The sequence below is a fragment of the Kurthia sibirica genome, assembly GCF_003143975.1.
Lineage (GTDB): Bacteria > Bacillota > Bacilli > Bacillales_A > Planococcaceae > Kurthia > Kurthia sibirica.
The window spans coordinates 57,804-84,700 of the sequence record NZ_QFVR01000014.1 but is presented as its reverse complement, the minus strand read 5'-3'; the positions used below and the strand labels follow the sequence as shown (position 1 = coordinate 84,700).

Sequence of the window (26,897 nt, the reverse complement as noted above, 5' to 3'; positions counted from 1 at the left end):
TAAATGAAAAAGAGTAAGAAATAGACAATGAAATAAGGCACTTTCTGTTCAAATCGAACAGAAAGTGCCTTATTTTTATCTAAAAAATCAACTCGTCATAAAAAACGTAAGTTTTTCAGTGCCCTCCTTTGTGGATAGCTCTTTTTTAATCTTATTTTTCATTTTTTCGTTTGAAAATAATCGTACCTACTACAAGGACCACTAAAATAATTTGCCCGATGATTGTTTCCCAAGTAGGATAAAAACCAATTTGAGGCCATACGGGTAAACCGCTAATAATAGAAGTAGGTAGTCGGTCTGTTAATTGAAGTGTGTGGATACTCACGCCAATAATTTTAAAGGCCAACACATAAATTAATACAGTTGCAACAGCAAAGAAGCGATGAATCGGTATGCGATTACTAATTTTTAATAATAAGAATGCAATAATTGCTAGTATGACAATTGCTATCACGATGCCTAAAGCAAATTGACTTGTCGCCATTTTAGGGGCAATTCCCGCATAGAAAATAAGTGTTTCAGCACCTTCTCTAAAGACGGACAAGAAGCTTATGGCAGCCATGGCGAGTACGGACTGTGTTGATAATGCTCGATTCATTTGTTTATTGATATAAGCGTTCCAAGATTTAATATTTGATTTGTTATGCATCCATACGCCAACGCCAATCATCATGGCAGCAGCAGCTAGACCAACATAGCCTTCGATCATTTCACGACTAGAAGATACGGTATTAGAATTGAATAATGTCGACATTAAAATGGCGGCAATAGCACTCAGCCCAATTCCTGCAGCAGCACCAAAATAAATCCATTTTGTCATATGTTGTTGCTGTGATTTTTTTAAAAATGCAACAAGTGCCAAGATAATGAGTAAGGCTTCTAAACCTTCACGTAGCAAAATTAGTGCAGCATCCCACATCGTATAATTTTGATCTCCTTGTACGAGTTGGATTTGTTGTTTAAAGTCAGTTAATTGCTTTTTTAAATCATCTGCTTTTACAGAATCTTTCATTAGCTCACTGGCAATAACAGGCATTTCACCTTCAATTTTAGAATAAAGAGAAGGATTTTTCGTACTGATGTCACTTTCGATATTTGGCCAAATGACGATAAATTCTTTAATATTTGCCGAAGCAGCAGCATATTTTTTATCATCAATATGCTCTACTGCATCGTCGATTAAATCAATAATTGTTTGCAGTGAATAGCCTTCTTTTACTGCACCAACTTCTTTGTCATTAGAGAAATCAACAATCGCTTGTTTTAATGTATCAAATGTCTGTTGAAGTGCATCGGCATTTGGTCGGTCATTTGCTAACTCCATGCGTAAAAATGACATTTGGACTTCAATTTCCCCATAGGCGCCCATATCAATCGCACGAATAGGTTTTTCGTTTATTTTCCAGAAGCGATTGAAGTTTTTGTACGCCTCTAATGCTTTGTGCATATTTTTTGATTGAATTGCTGTTTCAAGTTTATCTAGCGCTGGCTCCATCGTTAGCAGAAAAGCTTTACGTTCTGCATGTTCATCTACTGGATTTTCTTGTTTTTCTAACGCCAATAAAGATTTAGAAAGTGCCGACAAAGCATGGAGGCGTTCCTCGTCGGAAGAAGCATCCATCGCTATTTGTAAATCATTATTTAAAGCGGTAGCTTCTTTAGAATCTTTACGATTGGATTTTTCCCAATCTTTTTTGAAATCTTCTAATGCTTTTATTGCTTTGTCATCTTGTCCATTTTTGGAGTTCATAATCGCATCACTTATTGAAATATACAGATGGCTATAATTATTTGCCGGTTCAGCAAATGCTGGACGAACAATGGTCATCGTAAGTAACATGGTGATGAATAAAAGTGAACTACAGCGTGCTAAAAAGTGTTTCACCGATATAACTCCCTTTGCGAACGCCAGGGAAGCAAGCAAACATTGCGCTGCCTCGATGCGTAATATATTCATTCATTTTATCGAGTCTGCCTAAACTATTTTGAATATCTATAAATTGTTGCGGGTCTTTTTGGAACGATATAAATAACAATCCAGCATCATGTGTGCCTGTCGAGTCTACTACGCCAGAAACATAGGAGTAGGAACGGCGCAATAAACGAGCTTTCACAGATTTAGCTAAAAATACATGGGATGTGTTGGGAACAATTAAATGACCATCTTCATCTTTACGTTCAATTTCCATGGCATCATATTCGCCATCTTTTCCTAACGGTGCGCCAGAATTGCGATGACGCCCAAAAGTAGCTTCCTGTTCATCAAGTGCTGTACGATCCCAAGTTTCTAAATGCATTTGGATACGTCGCGCAATTAAATAAGTTCCACCTGTCATCCAAGGCTTCGATTCACCATGTTGAACCCAAACAACCTTATTTAAATCTTCTTTAGCACGTGGATTTTCAGTGCCATCTTTAAAAGCAAAAAGATTGCGTGGCGTTTGGCTATGCCCATCCTTTTTAGCGATGGCGTTAAAACCAGCTTGAGACCACTTTAATGTAACGCGTCCACTTGCAGCACGCACGAGATTACGAATGGCGTGAAATGCTACTTGGGGGTCATCTGCACAAGCTTGAATACAAATATCACCATTCGAATAGGCTTCTACTAATTGGTCTTTCGGGAAATGGGGTAGTTTTTTCAACTGTGTTGGTTTTTTGTCGCCGAGATTTATTTTTTTGAACAAAGATTCGCCAACACCAAACGTTAGGCTAAGGTTTTGAGCATCTAATCCCAGCGCTTCACCGGTATCTTTTGGTGGAATCATATCAGTAGAGGCTGTTCCAATGATTTCACCGCGCATCATTTTTGTAGCGAGAGGTGTCCAATCTTTAAATAATTGTTGCAACTCACTTTTTGTCTTAACGACAACATCTAATGCGACAAAGTAGATGTGTGTTTGACTAGGTGTAGAGATTCCTGCTTGATGGTCGCCGTAAAAATTGACGCTATTTTTAGCAGGAGGTGCCTCATCCTCCGCAATCCAATCTTTACCGATTGTCGATAAAATTCCACCTATGCCAGTAGCACCGATAGCTAAGCCAGCGGCGCCAATTCCTGTCATTTTCAATAGTTGACGGCGCGAAATTTTTTTATGTAATACGCCGTCTTTTTTTGATTTTGTCATATAACTCACTCCAAGATAATTCCCATTTGAGCTAATGGTTCTCCAAGCTGGTCAACAGCATTAGATAAAGCGTTTGTATCATCTTTTGTTAATTTTTTATACGATACGTAGCCGCCATCTTTTGTTTCATATTTAGCGAGTAAATCATTCACATTTTTAAATTTATCTGTTAATTTTGTTGCAAGAGCAGCGTCTGTTTTTTTAATAGATGGTTGTAAAATAGTAAAGATTTTTTCTGCGCCTTCAATATTTGCTTTGAAGTCATATAAGTCAGTATGAGAATAGATTTCTTCTTCACCGCTAATTTTAGAAGTAGATACTTCATTCAGTAAATCGACAGCACCATTTACCATTAATTTTGGTGTAACTTCCACTGTCTCAACGCGAGCACGTAATTCTTTGGTATCAGCTAATAATTGATCGGCTATTTTTTCATAACCCTTCGTTGTTTGATCTACCCATAGACCGTATTCGATTTTATGGTAACCAGACCAGTCTTCTGCGCCTTGACCAGCATCTTTGATATCAGCTAAACGTGCATCAATGCGTGGATCTAAATCGCCAAAGCTTTCAGCAATCGGTTCAGAGCGCTCAAAATACATACGAGCTGTAGGGTAAATGTCTTTGGCTTTTTCAATATCTCCAGCTTTGACAGCTTTGACAAAGTCTTCTGTAGATACTGTGAATTTATCGAGTTGGTCGATTGCAAATGCTTTGTATGCGGCAACCTCTTTATCAAGTGCCTTGTCTGATTTCTTGTTTTCTACAGCTGTTTTTGGTGTTGTCTCTTCTTTTTTCGTGTCATCCGAGTTGCCACAAGCTGCTGTAAGTATAGTTCCTGCTAATAAAATAGTGGCTAAAATAGATTTTGACTTCATGGTAATCCTTCTCTCTCATAGGGTTAGTTGTTAATAACAATGATAATCATTATCAATTAAAAGTCAACCTATATTTCCAAAATAGAAGGATTTTAAACAATATTGAGTAAAAAAATGGAAATAAATCGACGATTTACTCTATATAATTTCTAGTGAAGTGTAACATGATTTTTAGTAGATAAATAGAAGAAATTATGAAAAAGATAGGATGGCATGACAAATAAGATACGGTAGTTAGATCGGCCGATTTATCGACCAATACAACTACCGTATCTTATCTTATAAGAAATCTTTTAGTTCGTTTTCTAAAAATGGTGTAGCACCTAGAAACTGAGTAAATGCAGTATAGCGTGCATATTGTTCTACGCTAGCTTTAGCACCGGTTTTATAGGCACGGATCAAGATGTTTTTTGGCGTATTTTCCATATCAATAAATTCAAGCAGCTGGGCGTCGTAACCGACTAATTGTAAAAGTTCTGCACGAATAGCATCCGTTGCTAGTGCAGCAAAACGTTCTTTTACAAGACCATGTTGGAGCATAATATCTAGTGGTGATGCATCAAGTTGGCGATTGAGTTCGTGTTGACAACAGGGCACGCTTAAGATAACTTGTGCATTCCATTTTACAGCACGTGCTAATGCCATATCTGTAGCGACGTCACAAGCGTGTAAAGTGACAACCATATCAACAGCGGATTCATCATTATAATCGTTAATATCGCCTACTAAGAATTCAAGCGAGTCATAACCAAGGTCGTTGGCGATTTGTGCACAATGTTCGATGACTTCTTTTTTTAGGTCGAGGCCAGTCACACGAATATCCAAGTTTTTCATCTCTTTTAAATAGTAGTAAAGGGCAAAAGTTAAATAGGATTTACCCGAACCAAAATCCAAAATGCGTATGGTACGATCTTTTGGTAAATATGCTAATGAATCATCGATAAATTCGATAAAACGATTAATCTGTTTGAACTTATCGTATTTTTGTTTTTTCACCTTACCATCGGGACTTTGAACACCTAGTCGTATGAGAAAGGGATGAGCGATATCAGGATCCAATAAATAGTGTTTTTTACGATTATGAGCTAAATTAACTTCTTTAACGGTAGCATTTTTTGTCGTTTTGAATAGCACTTTATTTTTTTTTGAAAGTTGAACTTGTATATGTTCGTTTTTGAAATCACCTTGCATTTGGCGAAAATCTTCAAATAGTTGTGCCAATTTAATACCGATTTCATCGAGCGTCAAGTTTTCATGTTTTAAAATTCGTTCATATTGATATTCCAACTGAATATGATAAACACCTTTTAGTTCAAGTGGTTTAAGCTTTACACGTTTCATATCATTTGATTTTAAGCGTGGTTGGCTAATCGTTATCGAAACGAGTTCACCATCGACTAAGCGCTGTGTAATTTCTTGCAACATTTCATTGTATTCCATAAAAAAAACTCCTTCTATACATAACGTTTTAAACTAACGGTAGTTTATCACATTTTAATATAGAAGGAGTATGGAACTGTTTAGGCTTTTTTAGTAGAAGGTAACTGCGTTAATGTTTTTCCTGTCCAAGCGAATACAATTGTCAGAATTGGTGATAGCAAACAGAAGAAAGCAAATGGTAGATAGTCCAATGTAGAAACGCCTAATACCGAGGTGATGAAAATACCACAAACACTCCACGGTACGAGTGGGTTGACGACGGTACCAGCATCTTCAACCACTCGTGCGAGGTTTTTTGGATGTAAGCCTACTTTTTTGAATTGATCTTGGAATGCTTCACTCGTCAATAATATCGATAAATATTGCTCGCCGATTAAAATATTGACACCAATGGCGGTTGAGGCTGCGCCAGTAATTGCAGAACCTTGACTACGGAAAAGATGTTCAATTTTCAATAAGATTGCTTGAATGACACCCGTTGTAAATAATAGCCCGCCCATTGCTAAAGCAAGGAAAACAAGTCCAATTGTCGAGAACATACTTGTCAAACCACCACGCGATAGTAATTGATCGATATCTGCAAAACCTGTTGTTGATTTATAACCATCATATAAAATAGCAAATACATTTGTAATTGTGTAGCTATGCATGAAAAAGGCCAAAATGATGGCCACAGCAGAGCTAATTGCCAAAGTCGGAATCGCGGGGATTTTTTTTATGGCCATCATGACTAATAATATTAATGGAATAAAAGCATACCAATGGATGAGCCCAGTAGCTAATAATGCTTGCTGGAACGCATCGATTTTTTGCGTATTATCCACTGATTTACTTGGTGACAAGATAGCAAAGAGAATAAAGGATAGGATGAAGGCTGGAATGGTCGTCCAAGCCATATTCTTAATATGCTCAAATAAATCAACGCCTACAATGGAAGAAGATAAATTTGTCGTATCGGATAATGGTGACATCTTATCACCAAAAAATGCGCCAGAAACAATGGCACCAGCAGTAATAGCTAGTGAGATATCCATAGCACTTGCCATACCGATAAAGGCTACGCCAACTGTCGCTGTAGTCGTTAGAGAACTACCAACAGCTACACCTACAATACAGGAAATTAAGAAAACAATCGCAAAAAAGAAATGCGGTGAAATGGTAGAAAATCCTACATAAATCAATGTTGGAATCGTGCCACCCATTAGGAGTGCACTGATAAGAATACCGATGAAGAAGAAGATGAAGATGGCGCCCAGTCCTGCTTTGGAACCTTCCACAAGTCCATTTTCTAAATCTTTATAGCTAATCTTTTTTACTAAGCCAAATAGTAGTAAAAGAATGATACTAATAATGATTGGTATATGAGGTGATGATTTGAAAATGGAAATACTGACGCTCATCGTAATGACGATTACGCAGATGAGTAGCAATGCTTCTATAAAAGAAGGCATCGCTTTTGCTTGAATTCTAAACATATTAAAACCTCCAATAAATGTAAGTAAACATAAAAAAATCCCGCTCTAACATCAAAGGGACGAAGCATGTGCTCCGCGGTACCACCCTCATTATTAGACGAGTCGATCTAATCACTTGTAAAAATATCTGAACTGCAAATGGTGTAATTCATAAAATACCTGCCTAGATTTTCATCATATGTCTAGTTTCTATATGCTGCGAGGGCATTTTACTACTCGGTCATTTATCAGATGTAGTTTGTATTCACTTTTGCACTTCAACGCATTGAAGCGATAAATTCATTTTAGCAGAATTCAAAAGATAGTCAAGAAAAATGTCTAAATTGTTTAGTTAAACGAGTTAAATTGCTGATTGGTCTCGTCAATCTAAATGGATTACAAGTTAGTTAACTTATGTTAACATGGCATTACCAATTAAATACATATAAACCTAATTAAGTGTGTCATGTAGCACACTTAATGACGTATCAATCAAATGAAGAGATCAATAAAGAATATGCTGAAGCACAAGAGATGTTACAACGCGAAAAATAGGGTATAAATTTATAATAGCCCGCAGTATCCAATCGGAGCTACGGTTCTTTTTACAAATAAGGGGTGGCATTGATGTTTGAATTAGATCACGTTGTATATTTTACAAAGAAAAGTCCGTCTACTATTGCACAAGAAGAAATAATTGAAGGTATCCACCCAGTAGTTGGTGGGCAACATTTAAAATGGGGTACGCATAATGCATTACTGTATACAAAATCGAGCTATATTGAATGGCTTTCAATAGAAGATGCTTCGCGTGCACAAGAAACATCGCATCCATTGATTAAACAATTACTCTTTGATCTTGAGGATCATGAAGGGTTTTCATCACTTTGTTTACGTTCGGATAATTTAGACAAAATGAATCGTTATTTTATTAAAATGGGGTATAAAACGAGTGGTGTGTTACCATCAGAGCGCATGACAACGAGTGGTGAAGTTATTCGTTGGAAAATGCTCTTCATTAATCAAAAAACAGATAATAGTTTACCGTACCCATTTTTCATTGAATGGCAACAAGCAGCAGAAGAACGCTTTGAACGATTACGTAGCGAAGGGGCTTTAACACCAGAAAATGAATCGCTAACAATTAAACGGTGTATTTTCCATGTGCATGATGTCGAAAAAAAATTGACGCAATGGTCGCGTCTCTTATCCTTGCCAACAAAGGGTAATGTATTAAAGTTGAGCAATACGTTGTTTGAATTTGTTGAATCGACAGATGACAAAGAGCGATTGACCTTTGTCGACATCGTGAAAGCTTGATGAATAGCTAGTCTATATGATAGTATGAACTTAACTTTTACGGACGGGAGGCTTTCGAGATGGATAAATTACGTAATGACAGAAATGATGAACAATGCAATTAAATACATCATATTATGGCGAATTACGTCCTTCTTTTGAAAGTCAAAATTAAGTATAGAGGAGAGAGTAAACGCATGTTTACTCTGTCCTTTTTTCTTTGAAAAAAATGATAGGTGCTCCTTCGCCCATAATTGAAAAATGAGGAGGAATTAGTTTGGATGAATTATTAGAAAAAGCAATATTGGTTGGTGTTAATGTCAATAAAGATCCGCATTTTGACTATTCAATAGAAGAACTAGGGAATTTAGCGGAAGCGATGGGAGTTGAAGTAGTCGGTGTCATTACTCAAAATCTCGCACGTGTTACATCATCACATTATGTCGGTACAGGTAAAATAAAAGAGATTCGTAGTTTATATGAAGCGATGGATGCTAATATAGTCATTTTTGATGTTGAATTGTCACCAGCTCAAATTCGTAACTTAGAAGAAGAATTGGACTGTAAAGTAATTGATCGTACGATGCTGATCCTTGATATATTTGCGAAGCGTGCAAAAACAAATGAAGCGCAGATGCAAGTTAAAATTGCACAGCTACAATATATGCTACCAAGACTAGTTGGTATGAATAATTCATTGTCAAGACAAGGTGGCGCAACCGGTGGTGGATTTTCAAACCGTGGTTCTGGTGAGACACAGCTTGAATTGGATCGTCGTAAAATTGAAATACAAATATCAAAAATCAAACGTGATTTACAAGTGGTGAAAGAACAACGCGATACGCAGCGTAAACAACGCCGTAAAAATCGCGTGCCTGTAGTTTCTTTAGTTGGTTATACGAATGCAGGGAAGTCGACAATTATGAATCAATTATTGCTGATGACGAAGGGCGAAGATAGCAAGCAAGTATTTGAGAAGGATATGTTGTTTGCCACACTTGAAACGGCGGTAAGACAAATTGAATTGCCAGATAAGAAACAATTTTTATTGACAGATACAGTTGGTTTTGTCAGTAAATTACCCCATCATTTAGTAAAAGCTTTTCGATCTACATTAGAGGAAGCACGTGAAGCGGACCTCCTATTACATGTAGTAGATGTTTCGAATGATGAAAATGCTTTTATGGTCGAAGTAACAAATGAAACATTAAAAGCAGTCGGCGTTGTCGATATACCGACAATCTATGTCTATAATAAAGCAGATGCTGTAGAAGTAGTTTATCCAGCAGTCGCTAAAAATAAAGTGTGGATCTCGGCAAAAGAGGGTGTAGGTTTAGATTTACTTCTCGAGTTAATACGCAAAGAAATATTTGATGATTATGAAACGATTGATATTATTGTGCCCTATGATAGAGGCGATATTGTCTCGAATTTAAACGAACATGCAAATGTGTTAACAACAAAATACGAAGAAGAGGGTACAGCATTGCGCGTAGAAATACGCAGCGAGGACAAGGCTAAATTACAGCAATTTATCAATAAAAACTAGTGTTAGAAGCATGTTATAACGGGGTATATTATAGCATGCTTCTTTATTTTTTCTTTAAGTGTATGTATAGACAGGACAGTGTTTCAAGAAATGGCAATTTCATACTGAAATACAGGACTTTAATATTTTTTCTAAATACCTTATATACCAGAGTAAACCTTGTTTTATAGGTGAATAATTGTGTCAAATAATCAGAAAAATTTGTATTTTCTAAATTTTGACATGGTAAATTTGTGTGTATATAATGGACATATTCTTTTTTTAAAAGACATAATATAGTAAGTTTTTTGACTATTTAAGAAATTGAAAGTAGGAATTCACATGGCGTCTAAAGAAGAGCTAGTCAAAACAGTCCCACAAAAGGGATTTTTCGGTCACCCTAAGGGCTTATTTACATTATTCTTCACAGAATTTTGGGAACGTTTCTCATACTACGGTATGCGCGCAATTTTAATTTATTTCATGTACGACACAGTAGCAAATGGCGGTTTAGGTATTGATAAAACAACTGCTACTTCTATTATGTCTATCTATGGATCATTAGTTTATATGTCAGGAATTATCGGTGGATGGGTTTCTGACCGTATTCTAGGTACAAGACGTACTGTTTTCTGGGGTGGCGTATTGATCATGCTTGGTCATATTGTCTTAGCCTTACCAGGTGGCATTGGTATGTTATTAGGCTCGATGGTACTCATTATTTTAGGTACAGGTTTATTAAAACCAAATATATCTTCAATTGTTGGTGATATTTATTCGAAGGATGATGAACGTCGAGATTCAGGATTCAGTATCTTTGTAATGGGTATCAACCTTGGTTCATTTGCGGCACCATTATTAATTGGTGCAGTATCTTCACATTATAACTACCATGCAGGTTTTGGTATTGCTGCTGTAGGTATGGCTTTCGGTTTAATTATATTCAAAGTGACAGAAAAGAAAAATCTTGGTGATGTTGGTGTTGAACCGACAAATCCATTAAATGAAAATGAAAAAGTTAAAATTATTAAATCGGGTATTATTAGTTTAATTATTTTTGCTATCATTTTAGCGATTCTTGCGTACTTCGGTTATGTAACAATCAATAATGCAGTAAACTTCTTTACGGTAATCGGATTATTAGCACCAATTGCTGTCTTCATCTGGATGTTTACATCTAAGAAAACAAAAAAAGAAGAAAAATCACATCTGTTAGCATATATTCCATTATTCATTGCAGCTGTAATGTTCTGGTCTATCGAAGAACAAGGGTCAACAATTCTTGCACGCTATGCAGATAGTCGTACAGATTTATCTGTCGGCAGTTTTCATATTGAACCATCTTGGTTCCAATCATTGAACCCACTTTTCATTATTTTATTAGCACCATTATTTGCCTATCTTTGGGTGAAACTTGGCAAACGCCAACCTTCAACAGCTCAAAAATTTTCATACGGTTTATTATTCGCCGGTTTATCATTCGCAATAATGATTATCCCAGCAATATTATCAGATGGTAAAACACTCGTAAGTCCTTGGTGGTTAGTTGCCTCATTCTTCCTAGTTGTTATAGGTGAATTATTGGTTTCTCCAGTTGGTTTGTCGGCAACGACTAAGCTAGCACCAGAAGCATTTGCAGCACAAACGATGTCGCTCTGGTTCCTATCTAATACAGCAGCTCAAGCAATAAATGCGCAGTTAGCAAAAGTATTTGATAAAGTTTCTGAAGTGCAATACTTCAGTTATTTAGGTGGAGCAGCTCTTGTTTTATGTATTATTATGTTCCTATGTAGCCCATGGATTTCACGTAAAATGGGTACGATTAAATAAAAGTGTATAAGCATAAATCACAAGCGAGTCATTGAGAAATCAATGACTCGCTTTTTTGATTTCACACTAACAATAGTTTCTATACTATTGGTTGGGATTTTCAAACAATACGATTTCTGCTCGACGCTTTTCGCGGGCCTCGCTTCAACTAATTCCGTAGGAGATACGAGCTTGTGGTATATAACGCAAAAAAGTACAACGCCACCGAGTCATTTATACTTGAATCGCTGAGAAAAAAGAATGAAAGGTGCGTTGTGTGCCATGAATGTTAATAGGGCATGCATCGGATGGAAAGATGCACGCATCACAAAGCTGGAGAAATAAATGATGTCTTTACAATGTATAGAGCACTACCTAAGAAAATGCCTATTTGTCCATTCTGGTTACATAAACAACTAACATACACGATGATCGGACTCAAAAAAAGTAGCTCAAGTGCTTTGAACGTGTAACGATTCTCTATTATAAAAGACAACGTTATAGCTGTTCTTGTGGAAAGCGATTCGTCCGAAACGAACAAATAGAAAAAGTGAAGTGAATTGAAAAATCTAAATCATGCTACCCAAATAGTTGACGTAGAACCTAAAAATAATGGTCGAGATAACTAAATGATAGTGGCCATACTTACTATGGAGTATGACGATTTTTGTTCGTCTTCTATTCTTGGTAGTTATTTGCGGTATGTTCAAGTAGCGATTGTATCGTATTTAATCAGATGTCAGAATGATCATGACAGATCTACTTAGTTATTTTCTTGTGTCGATTCTCTAAAATAAGTAGATATCCTTCGTCGGCAATTATCCATTAATTTTTTTCTTGTTCTCAATTATGATGAGGAAAAATGTAACACTTCACCATTTTTGTCTGATATGTGACAATATAACTTTATTTTTAAAATATGAATAAAGTGAAATTTATACAAAAACATAGAATGAAATCCTTTATTTACAGGGTTTAAAGTCGATTTAAAGAACGGATTGTAAAAGGAAAATTAACTAGTGATTTCGTATCATAAATGATAATGATAATCATTTGCCATTGAATTAGGTGGTCATCATGCTATAATTAGGTTGTGAATTACTGATAGCCATTCTCATTTAAGGTTTGAAGAATTCAAATATTAACGACATCGGGGATTGCAATGAAGAAAAGATATCTTTTTATAGCGCTTATATTGTTATCACTTCTTTCACTTTTTGTAGGAGTGACTCGTATTTCACCAGTAGACCTTCTCGATTTTAATTCAGAGGAAACGCAAATTTTCTTAATTAGTCGAGTACCTAGATTAGTAGCGATTGTATTAGCAGGTATGGGAATGGCTATTGCCGGTTTAATCATGCAAAGTTTAAGCCGCAATAAGTTCGTGTCACCAACTACTGCAGGGACATTGGATGCTACGAAGCTCGGTATTTTAGTGTCTATGATGATTTTTGTTAATGCTACCATGCTTGAGCGAATGATTGTCGCATTTATCTTTGCGTTAGCCGGCACGCTATTATTTATGCAAATTTTAAATCGTATTAAATTTAAAGATGCCATCTTTATTCCTTTAATCGGGATGATGTTTGGGAATATTTTAAATTCGATTACTACATTTTTTGCGTATAAAGCAGATATTATTCAAAATCTCTCAACATGGATGCAAGGGGACTTCTCCACAATTTTGAAAGGTCGTTATGAACTGCTTTACATAAGTGTTCCGATACTTATAATTTCGTATTTCTATGCCAATCGCTTTACGGTTGCGGGCATGGGAGAGGATTTTGCGAAGAATCTTGGAATTGGATACAAACGAATTGTTAACTTCGGTTTAATACTCGTCGCGCTTATTTCTGTAACGGTAGTATTAACGGTTGGTGTCATACCGTTTGTGGGATTAATCATTCCAAATATTATTTCAATATTCAAAGGTGATAATCTTCAAAAGACATTGCCTCACACAGCTATGCTTGGTGCAGTATTCTTACTGTTCTGTGATATCCTCGGTAGATTGATCATCTATCCATATGAAATATCGATTAGCTTAATGGTTGGAGTTTTAGGCAGTGCGATCTTCCTAGTGTTATTGATAAGGGGGAGAGCATATGCGAAGCAATAAAGTAAAAATAATAATCATGTTACTACTCATCGCAGTATTAACCGTTTTATATGTTTTTCAAGACTTAAATGGTAGCTACCACTATGCCTTGCCACGCCGCCTTATTAAAGTATTGGCTATGGCATTGACAGGTGTAGCAATTGCTTATGCGACGGTAACATTCCAAACTATCTCGCATAATCGCATTTTAACGCCGAGTATTATGGGGCTCGATTCTCTCTATATGCTAGTACAAACAGCGATTATATTCATCTTTGGTTCGATGAGTGTACTCATTTTGAGTCAAATGCTCAATTTTTTCATCTCATTAATCGCGATGGTTGTTTTTGCTTTGCTCCTCTATCACTTTATGTTTAAAGGAGACGGCCAACCCATTTATTTCCTACTACTCGTCGGAATCATCGTGGGAACATTCCTCGGCAGTTTAACAACTTTCTTACAAGTGTTAATCGATCCAAATGAGTTCATGAATGTGCAAGATAAAATGTTTGCAAGCTTTAATAACGTCAATAGCGATCTTGTATGGATAGCGCTACTCATCGTTGTCGGAACGATTGCAATTGGTTGGACGAAGTTAAAAGAGCTAGATGTTCTGACATTAGGGCGTGATAATGCACGCAATCTTGGTGTGAATTACGATGGTGTTGTGAGAACGATGCTTGTGTTATCAGCAATTTTGATTGCGACTTCAACCGCTTTAGTCGGACCGATTACCTTCTTTGGTTTAATCGTTGCAAATCTGTCCTATCAATTTTTCAATACGTATAAACATTCTGTTACCATTACTGGCGCCATATTATTTAGTCTTATCGCGTTAATCGGTGGTCAGTGGGTGATTGAACGTGTATTTTCATTTTCTACTACACTTAGTGTCATCATTAATTTCATCGGTGGCATTTACTTTATCTATTTATTATTAAAGGAGAGTCGATCATCATGATAGCAGTTAAAGAGCTTACGAAAGTGTTCGGCAAAAAGAAGGTTGTCGATACGGTAAATGTCACTATTCATCCGGGAAAAATCACGTCCTTCATCGGGCCGAATGGTGCTGGTAAATCAACTTTACTGTCGATGGTTAGCCGATTGATGAATGCTGACTCTGGTGAAGTATTATTGGATTCTTCAGATGTTAAGGCATTTAAATCCAATGAATTTGCAAAACGTGTATCGATTTTAAAACAATCTAACTTCATGAATGTACGACTGACAATTCGCGAGCTCGTATCATTTGGAAGGTTTCCATATTCAAAAGGACGTTTAACTTCCGAAGATGAGAAAATGGTCGACCAAGCACTCGATTATATGAATTTAGTAGAAATGCAAGATTCATTCCTCGATGAATTGTCGGGTGGTCAACGTCAGCGTGCTTTCATCGCTATGGTTATTGCGCAGGATACAGAGTATGTACTGTTAGATGAACCTTTAAATAATTTAGATATGAAACACTCTGTACAAATTATGCGTATACTACGCCGTCTTGTCGATGATTTAGGCAAGACTGTTGTGATTGTATTACATGATATAAACTTTGCCTCTGTCTATTCGGATCGCATTGTAGCTTTAAAAGATGGGCGCGTCGTGAAGGATGGTCCAACGAATGACATTATAAATACAGAATCTTTGAAGGATATATATGATATGAACATTCCGATTCAAGAAATCAATGACTGTCGTATTTGCGTATACTTCGACTCAAAATAGAAGGGAATTAATTTAATATGAAAAAATGGTCATTTGCAGCACTACTAATGGTAGTTGTATTAGCTTTAGCAGCATGCGGTACATCGTCAAAAGAAAAATCAGGTACAGATTCAAAAGTTGAGACAATCGAAGTGGAAAATAACTTTGGCGTAGAAGCAAAAGATGGTACGAAAACAGAAGTGAATAAAACAGTAAAAGTACCTAAAAATGCTAAAAAAGTAGTCGTTTTTGATATGGGATTCTTAGATACACTTGATGCACTCGGTCTTTCTAAAAATGTAGTAGGTGTTCCACAGGATTCAATTCCAAGCTATTTAGAAGCATATAAATCTGCAGATTACAAAAATGTTGGCGGTTTAAAAGAGCCAGACTTTGAAGCAATCGATGCGCTACAACCAGATGTTATTTTCATCTCTGGTCGTCAAGCATCATCATTTGAAGAGTTCAATAAAATTGCTCCAACAGTATACGTTGGTATAGATACGAGTAAATATATGGCTTCATTCACTGCAAATACTGAATTGGCTGGTAAAATCTTCAGTAAAGAAGATGAAGCGACAACAAAATTAGCAGAGATTCAAACGAAGATTGATGATTTGCACAAAAAAGTTACAGCTCAAAATGACAAAGCATTAATTGTTCTTGCCTCGCAAGGTAGTTTAAGCGCTTATGGCGCAGGTTCACGTTTTGGTATTTTACATGATGTTTTTGGTTTCCAACAAGCAGATGAAAAAATTGAAGTGTCTACACATGGTCAGACAGTTACATCTGAATATGTCTTAGATAAAAATCCAGATGTTATTTTCGTCGTTGATCGTGATTCAGCTATCGGCGAAAAATCATCTGTTAAAAAGACATTAGAAAATGACTTAATCAAAAAAACAAATGCATATAAAAATGATAAAATTGTTTATTTAAATGCAGAAACTTGGTATCTTGCAGGTGGCGGTTTAGAATCAGTAACCTCAATGGTTGATGATGCTGCAAAAGCACTTAAATAAAGTCGATAAAAAGCTTCGATACTTGGAAAAGTATCGAAGCTTTTGTCATGTAATAAAACGATTAATCGCAAAGCGTGGTGATAAAAATGGACTTTTTTCATCATTTGCGAGTTGACTTAATAATTCGCCAATCGCACTAGCAAATTTAAAACCATGTCCGCTGAAACCTGCAGCGATTATAATACGTTTACTTGTAGGTGCATAGTCGATGATGAAATCTTCATCTGGTGTCATGGAATACATACAAGCTTGTCCGTCTATTAGCTTACTCACTGAGGGCATATAACGTTTAAGAAAATGAACTAAATCGCCCTCATCTTCTATATAGGAGCCAAAGTCATGCCTTTTTCCACGTGGATCCATTGGTTGTCCACCATCATGGCGACCTATTTTAAGGCCAGTACCATCGATATTGGGAAAGCCATAATAAGTAGCATTTTGCTCTATAAAGCTAAAACATGGGAATTTTTCTTCTGAAAAATGCTCACTTGCTTCAAACCAAGCGAATGTTTTACGAAGCGGTGTTAGCGGTAGTTGGATAGTAGCTTCTTGCAAAAAATGATGCGCCCACGCACCAACCGTCACGATAATATGGTCTGCAGTAAAATGACCTTTTGTCGTATGGACAACAATATGCTGTGGTTGCTGTTCTATTTTTAGTACCGTGTTGTTAAAACTGAAATATGCGCCTTCAAGTTGCGCTAGGTCTTTGTAGGCAGCGATACAGTCTTCAACATGTAAATAGCCAGCTGATGGCTCGTAGCAGCCAATTTGCTGCTGTTGTAAGTGGATGGTCGGCCATTTTTTTTCAATTTCTTCTTTTGTCATCACGACTAAAGGGAGATTAAAGTCCTTGGCTGATTGGATAATGTTTTTCATAAAGATATCATCTTGACAGCCAATATTAAGAACGCCAACGGCTGAAATTAGCCGACGTTGTGTAAGCATCTCCGCTTCTTGCCACAACTCTTTGGCCCGTAATGCAAGCGGAACATAGTCGAGCCCTTCGCCATAAGCATAGCGAATAATACGCGTATTACCATGATGACTACCGTAGTGATGTGGCGGTTCATAACGATCGATTATTAATGTCTGCTTACCGTTTTTTGCAGAAAAATAACCAGCAGACATCCCCATTGAACCACCGCCAATAATAATTGTATCAAAATGCATGCGCTCACTCCTTTTTTCCTTAGTATATACAATTTTGACTTTTGTATATATCGGAATATTAAAATAATTAGTTTGATCGGAAATAAGCAATCGGTTATTTTACGTGATATTCTTCATTAGAATGAGAAGTTTTATGTAAACAGTGCGTTTGAAGACAAAAAGTGGTTAAATAGAAATACAAGAAAAAAGGAAGTGTCTATATGTTACTAACTGCGGGTGTCATTACACTTATTATATTTTTAGTTTTTGCGGTCAATTTAAATAGTCATTGGGTTCAAAAAGTGGACCAATGGGGTCAAGATACATTTGAAGGTAATCGTTTTTTAGAACCATTTCATATTATCGGTGAGCCTTTATTTGTCGTCATTGTAGCCATTATATTGTTGCTCGTTTTGTGGTTTAAAGCACAGAATTTTAGAGCCATGATCTTCGCTTTACTAACAATCGCTGGTGGGAATATGCTTAATACGATTATTAAAAAAATTGTTGAACGACCGCGTCCCGAGTTGACGAATCAGTTGACAAGTTATAGTTTTCCATCAGGACATGCTATGACAGGTATCCTCTATTTACTAACACTTGCTTACTTACTAACGGAGTTCCGCTCAACTACACAAAAAGCAATAGCATTCACTATTGCGGCAGTACTGACACTATGTATTGGCTTATCGCGTATAGCGGGAACACGCCACTATTTATCAGATGTTATAGGTGGTTGGTCGCTTGGTTTTACGGTTTTTGCTATTGCAGTTATTTGGTATGAAGCACGAAAAAGAGCTTTTAAAAAACTATGATTTCAAGAACTGTATAGGTTTTCACAGAGAAAAGATCTTGTTAATTATTGTTGTAAGTAAATGATAGAATCAATCATTTTGAGCGAGTTATGTTTCTTTTTAAGAAGCATAGCTCGCTTTTTTATATGTGAAGTGAATAAAAAAGTTTTCTGTGAAAGAATAGGGGCGCCCATTTTTAGTGGAGATAACCGGTGTATTTTATCTTTACTAATACTAATTTTGAGAGGGATCCATTAGTTGAACCTATTTACACGAAATTCTTTTTTCATGACGGAGCGCAATATGAAATTTAAGAGAACGCCTATTGACAATAAGATTATAATCATCGCAATGACACCAAACCAACCATTATGCATGAAAAAGTAGCCACCAATTGTTCCACCGATGCTAGAACCAACATAATAAAAAAATAAATATAATGACGCAGCTTGTGCCTTATCATGTGTCGCTCGATTACTAACAAGGCTACTAGCGATTGCATGCCCTCCGAAAAAACCAAAAGTAAATAATGCGATGCCCAATAATATAATGGGGATATAGGCGAATAATGTTAGCATTGCACCACCAATCATTAATAGCATGGCAATGAACAACATAGTGAATTTACCATGACGATCGCCAAGTTTACCCATCCAAGTTGCACTAAATGTACCGACTAAATAGACGATGAAAATACTGCCAACAAGTGTTTGACTCAAATTAAAAGGGGGTTCAATGAGTAAGAAACTGACATAATTATAAAGCGTTACGAAGGAACCCATTAATATAAAACCAACACCAAATAATAATAGAAGAGCAGGATCTTTTAAATGTTGCCCCATTGAATGAAGTAAAGGACGTAATGCGAGTTTTTGTTTTACAAAATTTTGAGAAATAGGGAGTAAATAATAAAAAGCAATAGAGACAATCAAACTAATAATGCCGATGACAAGCATCGCTATATGCCAGTTGAAAACATCGCTGACTGAACCCATTATGACACGCCCAGCTAACCCACCAATCGAATTGCCGCTAATATATAAACCCATTGCAATACCCAAGCTTGTTGGTTCAATTTCCTCACCTAAATATGCCATAGCGATTGCAGGCAAACCCGCAAATAAAGCGCCTTGAATGACACGTAAGGTCAGGAGAACACCAAAGCTTGGGGCAAAGGCAATAGCAATCGTTAATAGTGCAACAGCTACCATTGAAAATGTCATTATATTTTTTCGTCCCCACGCTTCAGACAACGAACTAACGAGTAACATGCATATAGCAAGCGCAAGTGTCGTTAAAGACAAAGATAAAGAGGCGGTAGCTGGTGACACATGAAATGTTTTAGCAATCATCGGTAAAACAGGTTGCGTCATATAGAGGTTGGCATATGTACTAAAAGCACCAGCAAAGAGTGCTAATGTTGTAAAATGAAATGCTTTTGTACCGCTTTTTATAGTGGCCATGTATGAATGCTCCTATCATTAATGTATGTAACATTAGTATAGATAGGTATAATTAATAATAACAATTTATACTATTTATCGAATTGATTCCAAATCATTATGAATAGGGGAGAGCAATGTGGATTTTCAACAATTAATATATTTTCATACAGTAGCAAAAATGCAGCATATGACGCAGGCCTCTGTGCTATTAAATATTTCTCAACCGGCGCTAAGTAAAGCCATTTCGCAGTTGGAGGGGGAAGTTGGAGCGCCGCTATTTGAACGTGTTGGACGGGCAATCCGCTTAAATCGCTACGGACAATTATTTTTAGAACGTACATTACCAATTACGAAAATGATGGAGGATGCAAAGCAGGAAATACGTGATTTAGTCACTCCGAATTCAGGTACCGTAAGCGTTGGTTTTACTCATTCAATTGGCACGCAATTAATCGCAAAAGTTGTCAAAGGTTTTCATGAGCAATACCCAAATATGCATTTTGAATTTATTCAAAGAGATTCATTGCATTTAATAACAGATTTGAATGATGGCGTATGTGATATTTGTTTAATCCCATACACAGAAAGCGATTTTTTAATAGAATGGCTGGAATTATGGCGAGAAGAAGTATATGTTGTCGTGCCAGAGCAGCATCGATTAGCGCATCTAAAAAGTATTTCATTACAAGAATTAGCGCATGAGTCGATTGTGACAATTAAAGGAGGCAATTCCTTGCGCCAAATTCAACAACAACTTTTTGATGATGTGGGGATTGCACCTAAAATTGTTTTTGAAGGAGAAGAATTTCATACGGTAGCGAGCTTTGTCGAGGCAGGTTTTGGTGTCGCCTTATTACCAGATATGACAAAATTAGACGGTTTTAAAGTGAAACGTCTACATGTTCATGATGTGACATGTGAACGTATTATCGGGATTGCTTCGATTGCGGGGCGCTATTTACCGGATGTTACAAAATACTTTAAACAATTTATAATAGATGAATTGAAAAAAGTATAAAACTTTCCGTTGTGAAACTTTTTTGATATAATGCAAATAGACAATTTGATAAAAAGAGGTGGATGATGGATTCAACAGTATTATACGCATTAGCATTGACGTTATTTGCCGGTTTAGCGACCGGAGTAGGTAGCCTCGTCGCGTTTTTTACATCACGTACAAACACGAAATTTTTATCTTTTGCCCTCGGTTTTTCAGCAGGGGTAATGATTTATGTGTCACTCGTTGAAATTTTCGTAAAAGCAAAGGATTCACTTGTAGCCAGTCAAGGTGAAAAACTTGGTTATACGTATACAGTATTGGGCTTTTTTGGTGGCATGCTGCTCATTGCTTTCATTGATCGCCTCATCCCTAAAAGTGGTAATCCCCATGAGGTAAAGCGCGTGGAAGATATCGATAAGGGGCCAACTGCTGATGAATTTGTTAAGCTCAAAAAAATGGGTGTTTTTACAGCATTGGCAATTGCTATTCATAATTTTCCAGAAGGTATAGCTACATTTATGTCAGCAATTGAGGACCCGCAGTTAGGATTAGCAATTGCAATTGCTGTAGCAATTCATAATATTCCAGAAGGAATTGCAGTAGCTGTGCCAATTTACTACGCAACAGGCGATCGTAAAAAAGCATTCAAACTGTCTTTTTTATCCGGATTATCAGAACCGGTTGGTGCAATTGCCGCTTACTTATTATTAATGCCATTTTTAACAGATACGATGTTTGGTATAATTTTCGCCGGTGTAGCAGGTATTATGGTGTTCATCTCATTAGATGAATTATTGCCAGCCGCTCGTGAATATGATGAAACGCATACATCTATGTATGGTGTCATTATTGGTATGGCAGTCATGGCCGCTAGCCTTGTATTATTAGTGTAAATAGAAAAGCATCACCCAGATTAGTAGCAGTGTATAACTGCCAATAAGAAGGTGATGCTCTTTTAATATCTAAAAATCACTTTGTGCCTACTGTAAAACGTTGTTTAATATGTGTAGTATTTTGTACTTCATCAATCATCGCAATGGCAAAATCAGCGTAAGAAATATAACTTGTACCAGCAGCATTTACCAATAAATTGTCTTTTCCTAAAATAAAACTACCTGTGCGTGGTCCATCGACATCAAAAAATGCGGATGGACTTATAAATGTCCAATTTATTGTAGATGCTTGTAAATCTTCAAGATTTTTAGCTTGATTTGAAGCGGTTGCGACGAATTCAGCTGGGAAATCAGGCGTATCGATTACTTTAAGCGTTTTAGCACTATCAACGAATAATGAACCTGCACCTCCAACAACGATTAAGCGTGTGGTAAGTCCATGTAATAATGAGATCAAATGTCTACCAACTACAACATGTTGTTCTTCTTGACCAAATGGTGCGCCAAATGCATTGATTACAACATCGAATGGCGCAAGATCTTGTACCGTTAAGGATAAAACATCCTTTTCTATTGTTGGTATGGCAAATGTTAATTTTTTAGCGTCACGTACGATGGCGGTTGCATCCAGCTTACGTAGTAGGGCTTCCTGTGTAATTTTTTGTCCTGCTTTGCCTGTGGCACCAATAATTGCAATTTTCATGTGATTTATTCCTCCTATTAGTTGTAACTAAAGTGATTACAGGTGTGGTGAAAAAATAGATCAACTAAATAGTTGACCTATTTTATGTCAAGATGCTGCAAAATATCTTGTAGCGTGCGACATTTCAATTCATTTTCCATTGCTGTTTGGACGTTTGAGAACACATCATCTAATGTCGATTCAATACGCTTACCTACCGGACATTCCGGATTTGGTTGTTCATGGATGGCAAATAAATTTCCCTGAGGTTGAACCGCTTTATAGACAGTCAATAAATTGATATGTTGAGGTTCTGTTGTTAGTGCATAACCTGCCACTCCAGGGGATGATTTGATTAAACCACTTTTTTTTAACATACTACTAATTCGTCGAATAACGACAGGATTTGTATTGACGCTTCCTGCGATATAGTCGGATGTTAACAAACCGGTGTCCTTTACGGTAGCAATTAATGACAAAATATGAATGGCGACTGAAAAACGACTATTCACCATAATGCTCACCACCTATTGTAACTATTATAGTTACAGGATAGTAATATGTCAACTATAAAAAATGAGGCTGGGACATACGCATAAAATATTGCCATATCTGAGCAAAAAAAACCGAAATTGCGCTGTATGGCGCGATTTCGGTTTTTTGTTGCGAACCCTAAAAACGGTAGATGATATATTTTGTTTGAGCCTTGTAACGTTATTTAGTGACAATACCATCATCATCGATGGATACCGCTTTGATTTCATAATGTGGATAATGTTTTTGTAGCTGCGCGACCAATGACGATACTTTTGCTGGGTCAACTAATGAAATCATCGTAGGGCCTGCACCACTAATGGATGTACCATAGGCACCAAATGATTTTGCAAGTTGACGGATTTTCTCGTAATCAGGAATGAGTTTTGCGCGAAAAGGTTCATGGAAGCAATCAGCCTCCATAAATTGCCCTGCAAGGGCATAGTCATGTTTTAAGAGAGCGGCAGTTAACATATTGGCATAGGCACTTGCATGAACAGCGTAACCTTTGTCATAGCTATTTGGTAAAGCGAGACGAGCCTCGGCCGTTTTTAACTCGAAATTAGGTATAATAATAGCAAATGAGGCATGCAAATTTTTTTCATTGATTATGTGGAGCTTACCATCTGGCAAGGTCGCACCAATTGTCAAGCCACCATAAACAGAAGCAGAGGCATTGTCAGGATGTCCTTCAAACTGTGAGGCCAACAGGCATTTATCATAGTCAGTTAACTGCAAATGACAAAGTAAATTAACCACTTCAATGGCAGCGACGATTGCTGAAGCACTGCTTCCAAGACCGCGGGCTAGAGGTAATTCACTGTACAGATCAATACGACAATTTGGTATAACGACATTGTAATAGTGTGCAACTTGTTGTGCAATTTTATAGATGAGATGCTCTTCTACGGTAACATCTACCGGTAAATGTTCAGAATGATGTACGAATTGCCATTGCGGCTGTAAAGTAACATCAAGCTTTAAGTAAAGACCTAATGCTAGTCCAATCGAATCAAATCCTGGCCCAAGATTTGCTGTACTTCCGGGAACGGAAATGGACCAAGTTTTTGTCATAGGACACTCTCGATATAAGCACGGATTTTATCTTCATCATTTGGTAGTGAGATGAGATCGACTGTCGAGGCATTAACTGCTGTATCTGGATCTTTTAATCCGTTACCTGTTAATACAGCAACGACACGACTACCAGCGGCGATTTTACCGTTTTGAACCGATTTAATAACACCAGCAATTGAGGCAGCAGAACCTGGTTCAGCAAATACGCCTTCTTTTGCAGCAATTTGACGATAAGCATCTAAAATTTCTTCATCTGTTACCGAGTCAATGATCCCTTGTGATTCATCGCGTGCAGCTTCAGCTAGTGCCCAACTTGCGGGGTTACCAATACGAATGGCTGTTGCAATTGTTTCTGGTTTAGCAATAGGTGCGCCTTGTACAATCGCCGCAGCCCCTTCCGCTTCAAAGCCAAACATTTTTGGTAGTTTTGTGCCTTTTTTGGCGTTATATTCTTTGAATCCTTTCCAATAGGCGCTAATATTACCAGCATTACCGACAGGAATAGCAAGAATGTCTGGTGCATCACCCAATTGATCACATACCTCAAAAGCAGCTGTTTTTTGTCCTTCTAAGCGATAAGGATTTACTGAATTTACGAGTGCAACATCCGTCGTTTCACTAATATCACGAACCGCTTGTAATGCCTCATCAAAATTACCATCAATTTCAATGATTTTAGCACCATACATATAGGCTTGTGCCAACTTGCCGGCAGCTACTTTTCCTTTTGGAATAACAACTAATGACTGAATACCCGCACGAGCGGCGTAAGCAGCAGCAGCAGCAGATGTATTACCTGTCGAAGCACAAATAACACATTTGCTACCTTCTTCAATTGCTTTAGCAACAGCCATAACCATACCTCGATCTTTAAATGAGCCAGTCGGATTTAATCCTTCATATTTTGCGAATAAGTCGATTCCAAGTTCTTGCGATAAAGTATCTAAGTGGATAAGAGGTGTGTTACCCTCATGCAAAGTTAGTGCAGGCGTGTTGTCATTTACCGGTAAAAATTCTTTATAGTGATCGATTAATCCTTTATACATATGAATGTCTCCTTTTAGTAGCGTTCGTATTTTTAAACAGTTGTTTCTTTCAAGAGGACAACTGTTTTTCTATACTGGACATTTTAACGTATTTTGACTTATATATCTATAGTTCTGCGTAAATTATCGGAACAATTTGAATTTATCTACATATTGTCACATTTCAAGAAAAGATGTATATTAGTGAGTATACTAATGACAAGACACTTGGAGGTTCTATTGTGACAACAAAAAAACAACAACAAAAAAAACCGATTACGCGCAATAAATTACTAGCAGTTGCTGGTCTCGGCTGGTTATTTGATGCATTAGATGTTGGTATATTATCTTTTGTAATTGCGGCATTAGCCATAGAGTGGCAGCTGACACCAACAGAGATGGGATGGATTGGCAGTATTAATTCTGTAGGAATGGCAGTAGGAGCACTTGTCTTCGGACTCTTTGCAGATAAATATGGTCGTAAAGCTGTCTTTATGTGGACGCTTGTGATCTTTTCAGTCGCAAGCGGTTTATCCGCATTGACGACAACGCTTGCCGCTTTTATGGTGTTACGTTTTTTCGTAGGTCTAGGTCTAGGTGGAGAGCTACCTGTTGCTTCAACGCTTGTATCTGAGAGCGTTGCACCGAAGGAAAGAGGACGCGTCGTCGTACTACTTGAAAGTTTTTGGGCGGGCGGTTGGTTGTTAGCTGCTCTTATTTCTTATTTTGTCATCCCAACGTATGGTTGGCGCGTAGCGTTACTATTAACCGCAATTCCCGCATTTTATGCCATTTATTTACGTATTAGCTTACCAGATTCACCAAAATATGAAGCAAATAAGGATAAACGACAACCTATTTGGCAAAATATGAAAGCAGTTTGGCAGAAGAAATATGCCAAGAATACATTGATGTTATGGATTGTCTGGTTTATGGTTGTCTTTTCTTATTATGGCATGTTTTTATGGTTACCAAGCGTTATGGTTATGAAAGGTTTTGATCTGATTAAATCGTTTGAATATGTTTTGATTATGACATTAGCGCAATTACCGGGTTATTTTACAGCAGCATGGATTATCGAAAAACTGGGCAGGAAGTTTGTTCTGTCGGTTTATTTGTTGGGAACAGCGATTAGTGCATTGGCTTTTGGTTTTGCAGATACACCGTCGCTACTACTGCTATCAGGCATGTTCTTATCATTCTTTAACCTTGGTGCATGGGGTGCGCTATATGCCTATACGCCAGAAAACTATCCAACGATTATTCGTGGTACCGGTGCTGGAATGGCAGCTGCTGTTGGGCGAATCGGAGGTATTTTAGGACCATTGGTTGTCGGGACCTTAACTGTTAAATCTGTCGATATTGGTGTGATTTTCTCAATCTTTACCGCTGCAATTGTCATCGCTATTTTTGCCATTATCTTTTTAGGCAAAGAAACAAAACAACTTGAATTAGATTAATCTAAAAAGCTCACTTCTACACGAAGTGAGCTTTCTTTAGCGTGATGAAATATAATAAGTTCAACTGATTTTTAAGTTAAGTTTATTATTTTTGGGGTACTGGATATTTAACAGTATTTTTCACCAATTTTTCACTGACAGCTTTTGAGAGGTCTATTGCCATCGTATCAGCAAGCGCGATTAAGTATATAAGAACATCGGCCATTTCTTCTTTTATCTCCTGCGGGTATTTGTCCACAGCCTGAGCGCCTGATGTCCATTGAAAACATTCGAGTAATTCACTTGCCTCTAAAGATACGGAGATGGCTAAACTTCGAGGATCTTGTTCTAAATGCCAATCACGTTGTTTACGAAAATCTACTACTTCATTAATGATTTTTTGCATAACCTCACACCTTCTTTCCAAATAGTTAAAATAGTATAACGCAAATAGGATGAAAGAAAAAGTAAGATTTACAAACATTAAAGGATGGGATGA

General features: G+C 37.1%; 23 protein-coding genes. 11 read left to right on the top strand and 12 right to left on the bottom strand.

Annotation, left to right across the window (positions count from 1 at the left end):
* Positions 1-151: 151 nt before the first annotated feature.
* The 5 genes from DEX24_RS11130 to nhaC all read right to left on the bottom strand — a co-directional run bounded on the left by DEX24_RS11130 (position 152) and on the right by nhaC (position 6,921).
* On the bottom strand, positions 152-1,885 hold the full coding sequence (locus DEX24_RS11130) for an FTR1 family iron permease (protein WP_109306502.1): 1,734 nt from the start codon (positions 1,883-1,885) through the stop codon (positions 152-154).
* Positions 1,860-3,128, bottom strand: a complete 1,269-nt coding sequence (efeB, locus tag DEX24_RS11125; protein ID WP_109306501.1) for an iron uptake transporter deferrochelatase/peroxidase subunit — start codon at positions 3,126-3,128, stop codon at positions 1,860-1,862. The genes DEX24_RS11130 and efeB overlap by 26 nt, the downstream gene beginning before the upstream one ends.
* A 5-nt stretch (positions 3,129-3,133) precedes the next feature.
* Entirely contained in the window at positions 3,134-4,006 is an 873-nt protein-coding gene (gene efeO, locus DEX24_RS11120) for an iron uptake system protein EfeO (protein WP_109306500.1), read from the bottom strand.
* 279 nt (positions 4,007-4,285) lie between these two features.
* Entirely contained in the window at positions 4,286-5,446 is a 1,161-nt protein-coding gene (locus DEX24_RS11115; RefSeq protein ID WP_109306499.1) for a class I SAM-dependent methyltransferase, read from the bottom strand.
* Between the two features lie 80 nt (positions 5,447-5,526).
* Positions 5,527-6,921, bottom strand: a complete 1,395-nt coding sequence (gene nhaC / locus DEX24_RS11110) for a Na+/H+ antiporter NhaC (RefSeq protein ID WP_109306498.1) — start codon at positions 6,919-6,921, stop codon at positions 5,527-5,529.
* 606 nt (positions 6,922-7,527) lie between these two features.
* Here nhaC and DEX24_RS11105 point away from each other — a divergent pair.
* The 7 genes from DEX24_RS11105 to DEX24_RS11075 all read left to right on the top strand — a co-directional run bounded on the left by DEX24_RS11105 (position 7,528) and on the right by DEX24_RS11075 (position 16,357).
* Entirely contained in the window at positions 7,528-8,220 is a 693-nt protein-coding gene (locus DEX24_RS11105; protein ID WP_109306497.1) for a VOC family protein, read from the top strand.
* A 256-nt stretch (positions 8,221-8,476) separates the two neighbouring features.
* Positions 8,477-9,748 (top strand): GTPase HflX, encoded by a 1,272-nt coding sequence (gene hflX, locus DEX24_RS11100; protein ID WP_109306496.1) that lies wholly within the window; start codon positions 8,477-8,479, stop codon positions 9,746-9,748.
* 321 nt (positions 9,749-10,069) lie between these two features.
* Complete coding sequence (locus tag DEX24_RS11095) at positions 10,070-11,557, top strand: peptide MFS transporter (RefSeq protein WP_109306495.1); 1,488 nt, start codon at positions 10,070-10,072, stop codon at positions 11,555-11,557.
* Between the two features lie 1,141 nt (positions 11,558-12,698).
* Positions 12,699-13,655, top strand: coding sequence for an ABC transporter permease (locus tag DEX24_RS11090; RefSeq protein ID WP_109306494.1), 957 nt, complete (start codon positions 12,699-12,701; stop codon positions 13,653-13,655).
* Positions 13,642-14,595: an iron chelate uptake ABC transporter family permease subunit gene (locus DEX24_RS11085; RefSeq protein WP_109306493.1), complete on the top strand. Its 954-nt coding sequence runs from the start codon at positions 13,642-13,644 to the stop codon at positions 14,593-14,595. The genes DEX24_RS11090 and DEX24_RS11085 overlap by 14 nt, the downstream gene beginning before the upstream one ends.
* The gene (locus tag DEX24_RS11080; protein WP_109306492.1) at positions 14,592-15,356 is read left to right on the top strand and encodes an iron ABC transporter ATP-binding protein; all 765 of its coding nucleotides are present in this window, start codon (positions 14,592-14,594) and stop codon (positions 15,354-15,356) included. Before DEX24_RS11085 ends, DEX24_RS11080 begins: the two co-directional genes overlap by 4 nt.
* 17 nt (positions 15,357-15,373) lie before the next feature.
* A complete protein-coding gene (locus DEX24_RS11075) occupies positions 15,374-16,357 on the top strand; it encodes a siderophore ABC transporter substrate-binding protein (RefSeq protein WP_109306491.1) in 984 nt (327 codons plus the stop codon).
* A 45-nt stretch (positions 16,358-16,402) separates the two neighbouring features.
* On the opposite strand, the gene solA is transcribed toward DEX24_RS11075, so the two are convergent.
* Positions 16,403-17,530, bottom strand: a complete 1,128-nt coding sequence (gene solA, locus DEX24_RS11070) for an N-methyl-L-tryptophan oxidase (RefSeq protein WP_109306490.1) — start codon at positions 17,528-17,530, stop codon at positions 16,403-16,405.
* Between the two features lie 200 nt (positions 17,531-17,730).
* On the opposite strand from solA, the gene DEX24_RS11065 reads away from it, so the two are divergent.
* The gene (locus DEX24_RS11065) at positions 17,731-18,324 is read left to right on the top strand and encodes a phosphatase PAP2 family protein (protein WP_109306489.1); all 594 of its coding nucleotides are present in this window, start codon (positions 17,731-17,733) and stop codon (positions 18,322-18,324) included.
* Between the two features lie 233 nt (positions 18,325-18,557).
* Here the strand turns inward: DEX24_RS11065 and DEX24_RS11060 are convergent, their stop codons facing one another.
* Positions 18,558-19,766 carry an MFS transporter gene (locus DEX24_RS11060; RefSeq protein ID WP_109306488.1) on the bottom strand — a complete coding sequence of 403 codons (1,209 nt, stop codon included), beginning with the start codon at positions 19,764-19,766 and terminating at the stop codon, positions 18,558-18,560.
* A 118-nt stretch (positions 19,767-19,884) separates the two neighbouring features.
* Between DEX24_RS11060 and DEX24_RS11055 the strand changes: the two genes are divergently transcribed.
* Together DEX24_RS11055 and zupT are read left to right on the top strand one after the other, a co-directional pair.
* Positions 19,885-20,766 carry a LysR family transcriptional regulator gene (locus DEX24_RS11055; RefSeq protein WP_109306487.1) on the top strand — a complete coding sequence of 294 codons (882 nt, stop codon included), beginning with the start codon at positions 19,885-19,887 and terminating at the stop codon, positions 20,764-20,766.
* Between the two features lie 65 nt (positions 20,767-20,831).
* Entirely contained in the window at positions 20,832-21,641 is an 810-nt protein-coding gene (gene zupT, locus DEX24_RS11050; protein WP_109306486.1) for a zinc transporter ZupT, read from the top strand.
* 76 nt (positions 21,642-21,717) lie between these two features.
* Here zupT and DEX24_RS11045 read toward each other — a convergent pair whose 3' ends face one another.
* From DEX24_RS11045 to thrC, 4 genes are all read right to left on the bottom strand, one after another.
* On the bottom strand, positions 21,718-22,344 hold the full coding sequence (locus DEX24_RS11045) for an NAD(P)-dependent oxidoreductase (RefSeq protein WP_109306485.1): 627 nt from the start codon (positions 22,342-22,344) through the stop codon (positions 21,718-21,720).
* Between the two features lie 77 nt (positions 22,345-22,421).
* Positions 22,422-22,838 (bottom strand): Rrf2 family transcriptional regulator, encoded by a 417-nt coding sequence (locus DEX24_RS11040; protein ID WP_109306484.1) that lies wholly within the window; start codon positions 22,836-22,838, stop codon positions 22,422-22,424.
* Positions 22,839-23,037: 199 nt separating this feature from the next.
* Entirely contained in the window at positions 23,038-23,931 is an 894-nt protein-coding gene (gene thrB / locus DEX24_RS11035; RefSeq protein WP_109306483.1) for a homoserine kinase, read from the bottom strand.
* Positions 23,928-24,980 (bottom strand): threonine synthase, encoded by a 1,053-nt coding sequence (gene thrC / locus DEX24_RS11030; protein ID WP_109306482.1) that lies wholly within the window; start codon positions 24,978-24,980, stop codon positions 23,928-23,930. Before thrC ends, thrB begins: the two co-directional genes overlap by 4 nt.
* A 218-nt stretch (positions 24,981-25,198) precedes the next feature.
* On the opposite strand from thrC, the gene DEX24_RS11025 reads away from it, so the two are divergent.
* On the top strand, positions 25,199-26,419 hold the full coding sequence (locus DEX24_RS11025; protein WP_373863548.1) for an MFS transporter: 1,221 nt from the start codon (positions 25,199-25,201) through the stop codon (positions 26,417-26,419).
* 85 nt (positions 26,420-26,504) lie between these two features.
* On the opposite strand, the gene DEX24_RS11020 is transcribed toward DEX24_RS11025, so the two are convergent.
* Entirely contained in the window at positions 26,505-26,804 is a 300-nt protein-coding gene (locus tag DEX24_RS11020; RefSeq protein WP_109306480.1) for a nucleotide pyrophosphohydrolase, read from the bottom strand.
* Positions 26,805-26,897 lie beyond the last annotated feature (93 nt).